Here is a 13382-nt window from a genome sequence, read left to right as displayed (position 1 = left end):
CCGCCAGCACCTCGTCGAACATGCCGCCGCCCTCGGCATCGACATGGAAATCACCGCCCGCACCCCCGGGACCAGGGGTTTCACCCCCATCCCGAAGCGGTGGGCGGTCGAGCGGACCTACGGCTGGCTCATGCTCCACCGCCGCCTGGCCCGCGACTACGAACCCCCCCCACACCGCTCCGAAGCCATGATCCACCTCGCCATGACCGACCTCATGGCCCGCCGCCTCACCGGCGAGAACACCATCTCCTGGCGCGACCCGACACCAGCACATCAAAGCCGCATCCCAGGATGAAACAACAGGATGAAACGACCTCTTAGGGGTGTTCCAGTGCTCGTACAGGTCGACCGTGGCGTTTTTGGTAGCGTCGGGCGGGCTCGACCCTGCGGGAAGCAATCGGCCACCGGACTTCACCTGCTCTTCGTGCTGTGCAACGCCATGGCCCACATGGCGAGGGACACCGCCCCCAGGCCTCCGAGGATGAGAGGCAGCGTTTTGCCCGACCCCTCCGCCATGATGCCCTGAGCCAAAGCCAGAACGGTAACCACGGCAACGACAGACATGAAAAGATTCATCTTTGACTTGTTGCTCACCGGCCCATCCTTTCTCTATCTGCCCTGTCGGTATCGGTCGCTGCTGTGGTGACGCATCTAATCAGGCGCACCACAGCAGTGCCCATCTCATTGATGCGCGTCAGCCGTCAGCCATAACTGATGATGTCGGCATTGTTGTATCCGAGGAATCCCCCCACACGCAGCTGCCCACGACCGCTGCACCTGTGCCCCACGAGCCGAAAGTGCTGGCTGTTGCGATGATTCCGGTTTCCGCGGCGGCACCAATTCCGCCAACACATCGCACTGCTGCTCCCCAAATGTCATTGGTGTCGTCCAGGAAGTCCGCCACATCGCCGAAGCTGAGGAGTCCGGTGGGTCGATGCGGTTGACGGGGTCGCCTTCGGCGTCGAGGTAGGGGTTTTCCTTCTGGCCGGAGGGGTTCCGGGGAGTTGAAGCGGCCGATGTTGGCGTCGTAGTAACGGGCGCCGTAGTGGTAGAGGCCGGTGGGGTCCTGGTAGCCGCCGGCGAACCGGTAGGACTGGGCGACCGTTTCGGTGGACCGGGCCAGGATGCGGACTCCGCGGGGGCTGTAGGTGTAGGTGTTGACCTTGGTGCCGGTCTCGTCGGCGAGGCCGATCACGCTGCCGATGCCGTCGGTGAGGTAGTAGTAGGACTTGCCCCCGGTCGTCATGGAGTTCAGGGTGCCCCTGGGCTCCCGGTTGAATCCCATGTCCACACCGGCCGTGGTCTTGGCCGCCAGGCCGAGCGGCCCGTTGTGGAAAAAGCCGCGAGTCCGTGATCGCGCCGGCCTTTTCCTCCTTGGCATAGGCAGTGACGTCACCGTCGTGTCCGACGCCCCGTACGTCGTGGACGACCTACTGCTGACAAGTCAGGGCGTGTCCGCCGGCATCGACAGCGCTCTCTGGCTCGTAGGGCGCCTGCACGGCCGCGAGCACGCCCGCGCGGTGCGGCGTGAGGTCCAGTACGACCCGGCACCGCCCTACCTCGCGGACGAACCGCTCGCCCGCTGACCACTCCGACCGCCCCCCTCGACGACGAACACAGGAGCTCCGCGTGAACCGACGTACCCTGCTGCGCACCGCGACTGCCCTCGGCGCCGTGGGCCTAGCGACCGGCGTCTCCGCCGCCCCGGCCGCCGCCTCCACGGCAGCCGGAACCGCCTCGCCGTCCGGATCCGGCCGCCGCGCCCCCTTGCGCGCCCAGGTCGTGCTCTTCCAAGGCGTCGAGGAGCTCGACCTGGCCGCTCCCTATGAAGTGCTGTCCGCTTCCGGCTACTTCAGCGACCGCGACGTCGAGGTGCGCTACGTCGCCCTCGACGGTCCCCATACCGCCACCGCCGCCTTCGTCACCCGGCTGCGTGCCGACCGCCGCTGGGCTCCCGAGGAGGCGGACCTGCCCATCGTGCCCGGCGGCGGGTATGCCCGCCGAGAGGGCCCAGGGGTCTGAGCCGAGATCCGCCGGGGCGCCCTGCCCCGAGCCCTGGCCGCCGCCCGCCGATCGGGGCTGACCGTCGCCAGCCTGTGCACCGGCCTGCTGCTCCTCTCCGCCGCCGACCTCACCCGTGGGCGGCCCTGCACCACCCACCACAGGGTGCGGTCCGATTTCGTCGAGCAGGGCGGTGTGTTGAAGAAGGCCCGGGTCGTCAACGACGGCGACCTGGTCACCGCCGGCGGCGTAACCTCCGGCCTGGACCTCGCCCTGTGGCTGGTCCGCCGCGAACTGGGCGTCGACGCCGCGCTCGGCCTGGAGTCCATGCTGGAGTACGAGGTCGCGGCACCGTCTGGACCTCATAGCGGTTTCCCATACAGCGCGTGGCCGGTTCGACGCCCGGAAACGATCCGGCCTGCGTTCGCCGCGAGCCGCGGCCGGTGGGTGACGGAAGGTGCGCAGGAGCGCGACTTACCCCCCTAGGCCCCAGTTGCATATCCTGTGCACGTGCACAACTACCGCATCAGGACCGCAACCCCGGATGACCTCGACGAGGCGCGAGCGGTGATGCTCGACGCCGTCTACCGCGACTTCGGCACCGGCTACGTCCCCCGATGGCACGCCGACATCATCCATCCGGAACGCTTCTACCTCGCCCCTCCCCGGCATACGCTCCTGGTGGCCGTCGACGAACGGGACGGAACGGTCGCCGCCACGGCGGCACTGGACGCGCGCGGACCCGAGCACCCCCCGAACCCGCGCTGGATCGCGGAGCGTTTCCCCTCGGGTGAGACCGCCCAGCTTCGGCGGGTGTACGTACGGCCCGAGCACCGGCGGCGTGGCCTGGCCCGGCGGCTGGTGTCCGAGCTGGCGGCATTCGCGAGGGCGGACGGCGGCTACCAGTCGCTCTACCTGCACACCTACCCGTCGTCACCGGGGGCGGAGGCGCTGTGGCGGGCCCTGGGGAAGCTGGTGCTCGACGAGCGAACCGAGGAACCCGGTGGAGGCAAGGAGGCCCTTCACTTCGAGATCCCGATGGTTTAAATGGAAACGATTTCGCTTACTCTATCGGTTGACGCCTCTTGATCGGCACGACCGGAAGACGAGAACGCGAACCATGAGAAGACCCCGTCCTCGGTTCATAGTCGGCCTGCTGCTCACTCCGCTGCTCGCCGGCTGCTTCGCCTCCGGCGACGGCGGCTCTTCGTCCTCCGGCTCGTGCGGTCCCAGGGATGGTGCGCGGCTGCGCGTGGTGATGGCCTTCCTGCCCGCGGAGAAATTCTCCCCGTACGGGGAAGACGCCTGCCACCTGTCCCGGCTCGGTGTCTCCGAGGGTCTGACCCAGCTCAATGCCAACGGCACCGCGGCCCCGGCGCTCGCCCAGTCCTGGAACAGCGAGAATGGCGGCCGCAGTTGGCTGTTCACGCTGCGGGACGCGAAGTTCCAGGACGGCAGCGAGGTCACCCCGGATACTGTCGTCACCGCCCTCACCCGTGCCACGCAGGCCAAGCCGGAGCCGGTTGCCCTGTCGGGGGTGAAGCTGTCCGCCGAGGCGGTGGGCGACAACCAGGTGCGCGTCCGTACCGCGGCCCCCGGCCCCGTGCCGCCACTGCGGCTGTCCAATCCACGCCTGGCGGTGTACTCCCCGAAGGAGTACGCGAAACAGGGCACCGTGAACCCGGCCGGCACCGCTACCGGGCCGTTCGAGCTGAAGAAGATCACCGGACAGACGGCGGCCTCCCTTGACAAGGAAACGGTCCGCGAGAAACCGACCGCGCGCAACGTCGTACTGGACCTGAACACCAAGCCCGGCCCGTTCGCCGAGCCGAGGCTGCGGGCCGCCGCCCGCGAGGCCATCGACCCCTCCCTGCTCGCCAAGGACGTGTACGAGGGCTACGCCGCGCCCGGCCAGGACATCTACAGCCCCGCGCTGAACTGGGCCGCGGGCAAGCGCGTCGAGCCGAAGGGGCGGGCGAAGGCCACAGAGCCGAACGGCACGTCCGTCACGATTGCCACCTACAGCAGCCGACCCGGGCTGCCCGAAGTCGCCCAGGTGCTGCAGCAGCAGCTCGACAAGGCCGGGTTCAAGGTGAAGCTGGAGGTCCGTGACCTGGCACGCTTCGAAAGCGACGCGCCGGCAGTAAAATTCGACGCCACCGTCTATGCCCGCAACGTCCTGGCGGGCACCGGGGCCCCGTCTCCGTCCTCGCCAGCGACTACACCTGCGAGGGCGGCAACAACCAGTCCCAGCTGTGCGACAAGAAGGTCGACCAGGCCGTCGCCAAGCCTGCGTCCGTCGCCGACACCGGCCAGCGCCAGGACGCCGTCATGGCGGCCGAGGCCGCCGTCCCCGCCACGGACGTGGTGGTTCCGCTGGTGCACATGAAGACCGTCATGGGGATCGGCACGTCGGTCGAGGGCACGCTGATGGACCCGTACGAGCGTCTCGTCGTCGGCACGGGAACGCGGCGCTGACACGATGACCGGCCCTGTGAAAGGCGGTACCGCCGCCCTGCGCGCCGTCGTGCGGGGCGGCGGGCTCGCGCTGGTGTGGCGGGGCGCGCTCACCGCCGCCCTGGTGTGCGGAATCGGCCTGTTGCCATGGCTGTCGCGCACGGACCCCGCACTGACCGTGCTCAAAGCACGGTCGGCGGAGAGCGACCCCACCCCGGAGGCACTACGCACCGTACGAGACCAACTGGGTCTGGAAGACGGCCCGTTGCCGTTGCAAGGGCGATGGCTCGGCGGTTTGCTGCACGGGGACGCGGGCCGTTCGTGGGTCTCCGGCGGCGAGGTGCTTCCGTCCGTCGTCCAGGCCCTCGGCGCCTCCCTGTTGCTGATGGCCGGCGCCCTGGCGGTCGCCGTCGGCACGGCCGGCGCCGTGTGCGCCCGCACACTGTGGCTGGGCCCGCGACACCGGTTCGGCGAGCGGGGCCCGGGCGGCACCGGGTCGGCGGTGCCGGCCGCGGTGCCCGAGTTCTTCGTCGCCTCCGTACTCGCCTCGGTCATCGGAGTGCAGCTCGGCTGGCTGCCCGCCCTGGGGTGGTACGGGCCGCAGTGGACGGTGCTGCCTTCGCTGGCACTCGGCCTGCCCGCCGGAGCGGTCCTCGGGCGGATGCTGGACGATCTGCTGCCCGGCGCCTTCGCCGAGCCGTGGACGCTGGCCTCCGCCGCGCGCGGCATCCCGCCCAGGCCCGTGGCCCAGCGGGCGCTGCGGCGCTGCGTGCCCGGAGTGCTGACCAACCTAAGCCTGTTCGTGGTCGGCCTGACCGGCGGCGCCGTCGCCGTGGAACAGATCTACGACATCCCCGGCCTCGGCCGACTCACCCTGCGCGCCGCCCTCGCCCAGGACCTGCCCATCCTCCAGACTGGCACCCTCGCCCTGGTCCTGCTCGCCGCGATCGCCAGCGCTCTGGCCCGGCTCGCGGCCCGGCTGGTGATCGGACCCGCACTGCGTGACGGCGCCCTGCACTCCCTGCACCGGCCCACCCCACCCACTCCGCGCACGCTGCCCCTGCTGTACCGGGCGATGCTCGCCGCCGTCATCGGCCTCGGACTGCCGCGCGACCCGCTCGCCCTGGAGACCGGCTCCCGTCTCCAAGTCCCTTCCTTCACGCACCTGTTCGGCACCGACGCGCTCGGCCGCGACATCCTGGCCCGCATCGTGCACGGCGCGCTGAACACCCTCGGCATCGCCCTGGCGGTGAGCGCCGCCGTCGCGTGGTCACCGCCGGCCGCCCACATCTCCGCGCTGCTGCGGCAGGAGCGCGCCACCACTTATCTAACCGCCACCCGCGCGCTCGGCGCGGGAGAGTGGTACCTGCTCACCCGTGGACTGCTCCCGGCCGTCCTGCCGCCCGTGGCCCGCCACGCCCCGCTCCGGCTGCCCGGCATCGCGCTCGCCCTGGCCGCTCTCGGGTTCCTCGGCCTGGGCTCCCAGCGGCCGTTCCCCGAGTGGGGTCTGCTCCTCGCCGAGAACCAGCCGTACGCCGAACGCGCGCCGTGGGCGGTCCTCGCCCCGGCCACCGTCCTCGCCCTGCTCAGGGCGCTGGCGGTGACCGCAACAGGCGGGGTGCGCGTGCCCCGCCCGCGGTGGCCGCCGGGAGCACGCCCGCCAGCGCTTCAAGAACGTCCCGCCGAGACGGAGCAGGCGGTCCCCGCGCCGCCGCGCACGCCGTGCTCACTCACCCCCCGACTGACGGAACCCGATGACCGCTCTCTTCTCCCACGTCCTGCCCCGGCGGCCCGCCGGGACCCCGAAGTCTCCGCGCGAGCGGACCTGGAAGGTCCTGTCACCGCTCCTGAAGCTGCTGATCCTTACCCCACTCGCCTTCAACATCGGCTTCTACGCCGTTCTGCCGTTCCTCGCCGGGCACCTCGGCACCGCGATCGGCATGGCGGGCTGGATGGTCGGCTTCGTCCTCGGCCTGCGAACCTTCAGCCAACAGGGCCTGTTCGTGATCGGCGGCTGGCTCGTCGACCGCTACGGCGTACGCCCCATCGTTCTGTCCGGCTGCGCGCTGCGCGTCGCCGGCTTTGCCTGGCTCGGGTACGCGGAGCAGACCTGGGCGGTGATCGGCGCGGTCCTGCTGATCGGCTTCGCCGCGGCCCTGTTCTCCCCGGCCGTGGAGTCGGAGGCCGCCCGGCAGGCCGTGGCGTGGGAGGAAGAGGGCCACGGCCCGCGCACCCGGGTACTGGCGCTGTTCTTGGCGGCGGGCCAGGCCGGCGCCTTCGTCGGCCCCCTGCTCGGCGCCCTGCTGCTCGCCGTGGACTTCCGCACCGCCTGCCTCGCCGGAGCCGCCGTCTTCGTCCTCGTCCTCGCCGGCCACGCCCGGCTGATGCCGCAGCACACCCCCGGCCGGGTCCGCACCCGCGGCCGGGGCGGGCTCCGCGTGCTACTCCGCAACCGCCGCTTCCTCGCCCTGTGCTGCGCCTACGGCACCTACCTGCTCGCCTACAACCAGCTCTACCTCGCCCTGCCCGAGGAGGTGCAGCGCGCGACCGGCTCCCAGTCGGCGCTGTCCTGGCTGTTCGCCCTGGCCTCTCTCCTGGCCGTGTTCGCCCAACTCCCCGTCACCCGCTGGGCGGGTGACCGGCTCGACCTGCGCCGCTCCATGGCCATCGGACTGTTGCTCGTCGCCGCCGGATTCGCGGTCGTGGCCGCCGCCCGGCCCGCCGCCTGGACAGGCATCGCCGGGCTGCTGCCCGCCACCGGATACGTCGTCCTGCTCACGCTGGGCCAGATGCTGATCGTCCCGGCCGCACGCGCCTGGGTGCCCGACCTCGCCGAAGACGGCCGCCTCGGCCTCTACACCGGTGCCCTGTCCTCCGTCTCCGGCCTCATCGTCCTCCTCGGCAGCTCGGCCACCGGCTCCCTGCTCGACCTGGGCCTGCCGGCGCCCGTGGCGTGGCTCGTCCTCGCAGCACTGCCCTCCCTGGCCGTGGCCCTGCTCCCTCATCGCCCGGAAGGCGCCGGAGGCGGGGCAGACGTTGTACCGGCGCGCTGACAGCTCCTGCCCGGCGCCTGAAGTTCCGTGCGTCCCTTCTGCCGCAATCGGTGTCACCGTGCGGGCGGACGGCTGCCGGTCGTGGGTGACACTTTGCGGGGGGGGTGACGCGTACTCTGTCGGGCAGCTGGTTCGCCCCTGTCCGCCAGGCAGTCGGCGTCGTAAGGGGGAACCCGGTGGGAATCCGGGACTGCCCCGCAGCGGTGAGCGCGAACGACCGCCGTCATACGCACTGGGTCCGACGGCATGGGCCTGGGAGGCGACGGTCAGTAGGAGTTCTCATATGGTGAAGACGTGCCCGCGAGTCCGAAGACCTGCCAACTGCCCGCGCGTGAACCACTCGCGCGTGGACATCCCGGTGACCTCGTGGGCGGGTCGGCGTACATACCAGGCGGATGACCGCGCCTTGCCACGCGCCCTCGTACCGTCCGGTCCGTCACTCCTTCGCGCTCTCGTCCCGTCGCCGGGATCTCAGGGATTCATCTCGCGAAGGAGATCTCCGTGATAGCGAAGTCCGCAGCCGCGGCAGCACGGGCCACCGTGTGCGGCTACCCACGCCAGGGACAGAACCGGGAACTGAAGAAGGCGATCGAAGGCTACTGGAAGGGTCTCGTCACCGCCGAAGCCCTCCGCGCCACCGCCACCGACCTGCGCCGGACGAACTGACGGCAGCTCGCCGACGCCGGCATCGACGAGGTGCCAACCGGCGACTTCTCGTACTACGACCACTTCCTCGACAACACCGTCATGGTCGGCGCGATCCCCGAGCGCCACCGCGCGGCCGTCGAAGCCGACGCCTCGACGGCTACTTCGCCATGGCGCGCGGCACAGAGGACGTGGCGCCGCTGGAAATGACCAAGTGGTTCGGCACCAACTACCACTACCTGGTGCCTGAGCTGGGGGGGGTCGCCACCGACCGCTAGAAGGGGCGAGCTTTGGCCGGGGTAGATCGCTATCGGCCATTACAGGAAGGGGCTGTAAGCAGGGGGGTGCCGTCCAGGTACCAGCGGCCGTCTTCCTCGGTGACCAGCCAGGGAACGCAGACGGCCCCGTCGGTGCTCTTGCCCTTGAGGACCAGGAACTGCTTCTGGTTCTCTTCGTGGAGCGTCAGGTCCGTGTCGCTGCTTTCTGCCTCCTTGAGACGGCTCAGGACGCTCTTGGCGTAGTCGTCGGCCACGGTCTCCTTGTGGAACAGGTTCTGCAGCCGGTCGGCGTCCTGGCCCTGTACTGCCTGGACGACATCGCTGCGCAGGCCGTTTGCAGAAGCTGAGCCCTCGGGCGGCTCGTTGGCGATGGACACGCACACCACGGTCATCACGCGATGAACCCGGCGATGAGGGCAGCGGGCAGCAAGCGAGACTTCCAGGGCTTCCCCGTCATAGTGAGCATGTCATATCTCCTTATGGACGGAAGTAGCTATCACCGTAGGTGGAGACGCTCCGGTGGCGGCGTCCGGGCCGGTGCCTGCACTTCCCGCACGGTGTTACCACCTCAGTGCCTTGTTCCACAGCTTTGCAGGGCCCGTGGCGCAGACGACACCGGCCTGAGCCCTCTGTCTCCAAGGAAGCCGACTCGCACATGTGACGCAAAACAGCGGGCATGCAATTCTCCGCACGTGGCACGCCCGTGCGGCTCGTGGACCACGCCGCACAAGCGAGCGTCGTCGGGTGTACGAAGCACCCTGATGCCCCACGTGAAGCGGTAGTAAGGACCAGCATGATGCGAGCCGGCAGCAGCTCGGGGATGTCGGCCGGCTGGGCCGGAGGCGGGGGTGTCGTCGAACGTGATGAAGCGCTCGGGGATATCGGTGGTACGCCGACAGGTAGGGCAGCGATCCGGGCGGTGGCGGCTTCCCAGACAGGCTGACATCCGCCGGGGAAGCGGCCTGGGAGCAGAGGTGGGCGGCTCGGCCGCCAGGACGGCCGCGCCACCCGCAGCGGCATGGGATTCGACTACGTCTGTCCACTCCGCCGTGGACGACCACACCCGCCCGGCCTACAGGGAGATCCACGACGACGGGAAGGCCTCCACCTGCGCAGGGTTCCTGACGCGGGCCGCCGCGTTCTTCGCCCGCCACGGCATCAACCGGAAGCAGCGCGTCCTGACGCACAACGCCTGGGCCTACCGCAAAGGCCTGGCCTGGCAGCAGGCCCTGCATGGACTCGGCACGGTCTCACCTCGTAGGTGTCGTCGCCCTGTAGGTTTCCATGACCTGATTCACGATCAGCTCTCATGACCTGCGGCTTCATGCGCCATTCCAGCGCCGTGTCGGTGCGGTAATCGCGTGACGCGTGTCCTTTTCCTCGGCGAGCGGGTCTCCCACTACGCGGGGTCAGGAGGTCCGGGTGTGGTGGTCCAGCAGGCGAGTGAGCAACTGCAGGAACTCGTCGCGTTCGGCCGGACTCAGCGGCGCGAGCAGTTCGTCGTGGAGGTCGTCCAGGACCTTGTCAAGGACGCGTAGGTGGCGGCGGCCTTGGGTGGAGATCGTGATGACGTTGCGGCGCCGGTCATCGGGATCCGGCGCCCGCTCGACGAGGTCACGCTCGGCCAGTTCGTTGAGCACGCCGACCATGTCGCTGCGGTAGATGCCAGAGCGCCTACTCAGCTCTGCCTGGCTGCCCGGCCCGTACTCCTGCAGTGAGGCGAGCACGGCGTAGTGCCACTTGCGGGCGTCGGCCCGGGCCAATCCCTCGGTGATCAGCCGGTCCGACCGCATGGTCAGCTGTGACAACAGTCGGCTCGCCCGTCGACGCAGCCTGTCGGGCGTCTTGCACGCGCCGTCGTCGCGCATGTCCGCGGCTTCGGCTCTGGCCCTGGTCATGGTGCCCATCTTACTCATTGTGTTAGTCCCACTAACGATGTACGGTCACTCACGCCGAAATCGTTAGTGGCATAAACGTTACGTCGGTGAACTCCAAGGAAGGAAGATCCGCTATTCCCACCAAGATGTTGCAGATTCCCACCACGGACGGCCAGGCCGACGCCTTCGCCGCCTTCCCCGACCACGGCGAGCGGCTCCCAGGGGTGCTGATGTACGCGGATGCCTTCGGCATCCGGCCCGCGCTGCGGGAGTTGGCCCGGGAGCTGGCCGGGCACGGGTATTACGTGCTGGTCCCCAACTTCTTCTACCGGCACGGCCCGGCACCGCTGATCGAACTTCCCGAGCACATCGGAGAAGAGGTCCGGCCCGCGGTCCTCGCCCAACTGATGCCCTTGATCGAGGCGCACACGGCCGAACGTGTCCTGAGCGACGCCGACGCCTACCTCAGGTTCCTCACCACCCAGCCCGAGGTCGGCGCCGGACCGGTCGCGGTGACCGGCTATTGCATAGGCGGCCTCCTGGCGATGCGTACCGCTGCGGCCCACCCCGGCCAGGTGGCCGCCATCGCCGGATTCCACGGCCCCGTGGGCGCCGACGGACCCGACAGCCTGCACCGTCTCACCGCCGAAGTCCACCTCGGACACGCCGAAACGGACATGACGCCCGAGGCCCTCAGCGAGCTCAACCAGGCCTTGGATGTCGCAGGTGTCGACTACACCTCCGAGATCTACCCCGGCACCATCCACGGCTTCACCATGTCCGACACCGACGCCTTCAACCCCGCCGCGCTACAGCGCCACTGGGACCGCCTGCTGCCCCTCCTCAGCCGAACCCTCACCAACGGCTGAGGCTCCGGCCCGGAAACCAAACGGAGGTCACGGCTCCGCGGCCCGTAGCTCACACGCCGACCGCAACGCGGACGCGCGGCCGGGACCTGGTGGTCGTTGTCATGCGAAGCGGCTGACCAAGCCGGCGGCGCCCGACCTGATCAACGCCCTGGTGGCCGCCTCGTCCCTCCTGTCCTCGTCTAGGGCGTGTCAACGAGTCCAGGCTCGTCAGCGCCAGGTAGACGCACTTGAGCGCGGCGGCCTCATTGGGAAAGTGCCAGCGGGCGCGGACGGCCTTGCGTATCCGGGCGTTACCTGAAGTTCGACTACAACATCACGGTCTCCCCCGGCGGGCCCCTGCTCGGCCACACCCGGTGCCGGCTCGACTGGCTGTCGGCCACGCTCGACCGGTACCCGGGCCTGGTGATCGAGAACTGCGCGACGGGCGGTATGCGCATGGACGGCGCCTCGCTCGCCGTCACCCAGCTCCAGTCCACCAGCGACCAGCAGGACCCGCTGCGCTATCCCCCGATCGCGGCAGCCGCGCCCACGGCGGTACCGCCCGAGCAGGCGCCGTGTGGGCGTACTCGCAGCCTGGTTTCACCGACGAGGAGATCGCCTTCACCCTGGATGCGCAGGCGACGTACAAGTCACTGCGCCACGATCTTCCGCCAGCCGTGCCCTGCTCGCCGCTAGGCCTGCCGGGGTGGGCGGACGACTGGCTCGGGCTGGGGCTGCGGGCCGGGGGGACGACGTACGTCTCGGTGTGGCGCAGGGGCGGGGACCCCCAGCAGCGCCTTCCGGTGCCGCACCTGCGGGCAAGGACGTACGCGCCGAGATTGCGCACCTTTCGGCACCGGCGGGCACGGTGACCCGGCGGCCCGATTCCGCCGAGCTCAGCGGCGAACTGCCGGTGAGCCCGGCGTGCGTGCTGGTCCGCCTCACGGTTCAGGACAGAGCGCGCCATGACGCGGCGGACGCGGCCGTGGCGGCGGTCGCGACGGCGACCGCTGCCAGACGTCCGTAATCGAGGGTGTCCGGGGTGTCCGTCGGCCGGTGGTAGTGGGGGTTCCGGAAATTCGCCGTACTGGTGAGCATCAGGGCCGGAATCCCTGCGTTCCAGAAGGAGGCGTGGTCGCTGCGGTCGAGGTGGATCAGCGGGGGCGCCGCGAGGCCGGCGAGCGCGCCCAGCGGACCGTGCGGGCGCGGGTCGCGCAGGGTGATGGCGGGCAGCCGGGGCTCCGCGGCCTCCGCTGCCCGCCGCCACACAGCGGCGGCCGCCTCGGTGGAGCGCCGGTGGACCACGAGGGTGAAGTCACCCCGCTGGCCACCGGAGCGGACCCGGGCGGCCACACGGGGGAAGGCCGTTGCGAATCCGGCAGGCATGAGCTGGGTTCCCGGTCCGGTCGCGAAGTAACCGACGGACTCCAGGCAGATCATGCCCGCGACCTGCCCGGTTCGGCGCAGCTGCCGGGCGGCGAACCGGGAACCGATCATCCCCAGCTCCTCCATGTCGAAGAACAGGAGGGTGACGGCGGGCGGCCGCGGCAGCCCGCCGAGGAGCCGCGCGATCTCCAGCAGCGCGGCGACTCCGGAGGCGTTGTCGTCGGCGCCGGGGCTGCCGTCGACGGTGTCCAGATGGGCTCCGACGACCACGGTGGGACGGTCGGGGCCGTCGTCGGCTCCCGGCAGATGGGCCACGAGGTTCGCGCCGGTCAGCCGTGTGTGCAGGCGGAGTTGGAGCGCGATGGGCCGATCGTCCTGGCGGTCGGTGCCGCCCAGTCGCCACCGTACGTCGAACGGCTGCCGCTGGGTCCACCATCCCGCGGCGGCCAGTTCACGCGTCACATGGGCCTCGGCGCGCAGCATGGCTTCAGGGGCGCGGGTGCGGCTGCGCGGGCGGTCGGCGAGGAATTCGACGTCATGCCTCAGGCGTCGCGGGTCGGCCCGCCGGTTCAGTTCACGTACGAGCGCGAGCACCACCATTTCACCGCCTTCCCCCTCGTCGGTGCGGAGCAGCCTCCTGTCATCGATGATGGTGCATGTCCCGGACGTTCGCTCCTCGGGACCGGATCGACCCGGCACCGACTCGCTCGCAGCGGTCGAGGCTGCCGTTCCCACGCCTGTCGGTCATCCGTGGCCGTGGGCCGCTGCCATTGAAGTTTCCTGTGTGAGGTCGCTTCACCACGCCGCCGTCAGACGGCTCTGCTAAAGCACCGTGCT

At 70.1% G+C, this 13382-nt stretch carries 10 protein-coding genes, 8 pseudogenes and 1 riboswitch; of the genes and pseudogenes, 12 read left to right on the top strand and 6 right to left on the bottom strand.

The genetic code is table 11. The features are described from left to right. Nucleotides 1–295: pseudogene (locus G412_RS0114995) on the top strand (IS5/IS1182 family transposase); the annotation flags it as partial. A gap of 116 nt (nt 296–411) precedes the next feature. On the opposite strand, the gene G412_RS0114990 reads toward G412_RS0114995, so the two are convergent. Continuing rightward, nucleotides 412–594 carry a hypothetical protein gene (locus G412_RS0114990; protein WP_028812800.1) on the bottom strand — a complete coding sequence of 61 codons (183 nt, stop codon included), beginning with the start codon at nt 592–594 and terminating at the stop codon, nt 412–414. A gap of 100 nt (nt 595–694) precedes the next feature. Then, nucleotides 695–1339, bottom strand: a pseudogene (locus G412_RS38070) (RHS repeat-associated core domain-containing protein); the annotation flags it as partial. A 49-nt stretch (nt 1340–1388) separates the two neighbouring features. Here G412_RS38070 and G412_RS38065 point away from each other — a divergent pair. The 8 genes and pseudogenes from G412_RS38065 to G412_RS38055 all read left to right on the top strand — a co-directional run. Continuing rightward, nucleotides 1389–1586 (top strand): annotated as a pseudogene (locus G412_RS38065) (DJ-1/PfpI family protein); the annotation flags it as partial. Between the two features lie 43 nt (nt 1587–1629). Continuing rightward, nucleotides 1630–2022, top strand: a complete 393-nt coding sequence (locus G412_RS40895) for a type 1 glutamine amidotransferase family protein (RefSeq protein ID WP_244282977.1) — start codon at nt 1630–1632, stop codon at nt 2020–2022. A gap of 6 nt (nt 2023–2028) precedes the next feature. Next, entirely contained in the window at nt 2029–2487 is a 459-nt protein-coding gene (locus tag G412_RS40890) for a DJ-1/PfpI family protein (RefSeq protein WP_341860587.1), read from the top strand. A gap of 24 nt (nt 2488–2511) precedes the next feature. Then, entirely contained in the window at nt 2512–3048 is a 537-nt protein-coding gene (locus G412_RS0114975; protein WP_028812798.1) for a GNAT family N-acetyltransferase, read from the top strand. A 73-nt stretch (nt 3049–3121) separates the two neighbouring features. Further along, nucleotides 3122–4479 (top strand): annotated as a pseudogene (locus tag G412_RS34530) (ABC transporter substrate-binding protein). 4 nt (nt 4480–4483) lie between these two features. Then, a pseudogene (locus tag G412_RS38060) lies at nt 4484–6142 on the top strand (ABC transporter permease subunit); the annotation flags it as partial. 70 nt (nt 6143–6212) lie between these two features. Continuing rightward, nucleotides 6213–7511: an MFS transporter gene (locus G412_RS0114960; protein WP_028812796.1), complete on the top strand. Its 1299-nt coding sequence runs from the start codon at nt 6213–6215 to the stop codon at nt 7509–7511. Nucleotides 7512–7622: 111 nt separating this feature from the next. After that, a riboswitch (cobalamin riboswitch) is annotated at nt 7623–7847 on the top strand. Nucleotides 7848–8012: 165 nt separating this feature from the next. Then, nucleotides 8013–8413: pseudogene (locus G412_RS38055) on the top strand (5-methyltetrahydropteroyltriglutamate--homocysteine S-methyltransferase); the annotation flags it as partial. Nucleotides 8414–8463: 50 nt separating this feature from the next. Here the strand turns inward: G412_RS38055 and G412_RS0114945 are convergent. Beyond that, entirely contained in the window at nt 8464–8811 is a 348-nt protein-coding gene (locus G412_RS0114945) for a hypothetical protein (RefSeq protein WP_157839098.1), read from the bottom strand. A gap of 575 nt (nt 8812–9386) precedes the next feature. Between G412_RS0114945 and G412_RS41770 the strand changes: the two are divergent. Continuing rightward, a pseudogene (locus tag G412_RS41770) lies at nt 9387–9708 on the top strand (IS481 family transposase); the annotation flags it as partial. Nucleotides 9709–9843: 135 nt separating this feature from the next. Here G412_RS41770 and G412_RS0114940 read toward each other — a convergent pair. After that, nucleotides 9844–10341 (bottom strand): MarR family winged helix-turn-helix transcriptional regulator, encoded by a 498-nt coding sequence (locus G412_RS0114940; RefSeq protein WP_028812794.1) that lies wholly within the window; start codon nt 10339–10341, stop codon nt 9844–9846. A 104-nt stretch (nt 10342–10445) separates the two neighbouring features. On the opposite strand from G412_RS0114940, the gene G412_RS0114935 reads away from it, so the two are divergent. Further along, complete coding sequence (locus tag G412_RS0114935; RefSeq protein ID WP_028812793.1) at nt 10446–11180, top strand: dienelactone hydrolase family protein; 735 nt, start codon at nt 10446–10448, stop codon at nt 11178–11180. A 196-nt stretch (nt 11181–11376) separates the two neighbouring features. Here G412_RS0114935 and G412_RS41765 read toward each other — a convergent pair. Continuing rightward, a pseudogene (locus tag G412_RS41765) lies at nt 11377–11478 on the bottom strand (transposase); the annotation flags it as partial. Between the two features lie 256 nt (nt 11479–11734). Here G412_RS41765 and G412_RS41760 point away from each other — a divergent pair. Next, the gene (locus G412_RS41760) at nt 11735–12031 is read left to right on the top strand and encodes a hypothetical protein (RefSeq protein WP_028812792.1); all 297 of its coding nucleotides are present in this window, start codon (nt 11735–11737) and stop codon (nt 12029–12031) included. A gap of 76 nt (nt 12032–12107) precedes the next feature. Here G412_RS41760 and G412_RS0114920 read toward each other — a convergent pair whose 3' ends face one another. After that, the gene (locus G412_RS0114920) at nt 12108–13145 is read right to left on the bottom strand and encodes a M28 family peptidase (protein WP_051338353.1); all 1038 of its coding nucleotides are present in this window, start codon (nt 13143–13145) and stop codon (nt 12108–12110) included. Between the last annotated feature and the right edge of the window lie 237 nt (nt 13146–13382).

Origin of the sequence: Streptomyces flavidovirens DSM 40150 (assembly GCF_000429085.1) — a bacterium.
Lineage (GTDB): Bacteria > Actinomycetota > Actinomycetes > Streptomycetales > Streptomycetaceae > Streptomyces > Streptomyces flavidovirens.
The sequence above is the reverse complement of the archived record's forward strand: the minus strand, read 5'-3'. Positions and strand labels throughout refer to the sequence as shown.

Bases quoted from the DNA above. Each gene is read 5' to 3' on its own strand.
- G412_RS0114960 (WP_028812796.1), top strand. From the start codon at position 6,213: ATGACCGCTCTCTTCTCCCACGTCCTGCCCCGGCGGCCCGCCGGGACC.
- G412_RS0114920 (WP_051338353.1), bottom strand. From the start codon at position 13,145: ATGGTGGTGCTCGCGCTCGTACGTGAACTGAACCGGCGGGCCGACCCG.
- G412_RS0114940 (WP_028812794.1), bottom strand. From the start codon at position 10,341: ATGGGCACCATGACCAGGGCCAGAGCCGAAGCCGCGGACATGCGCGAC.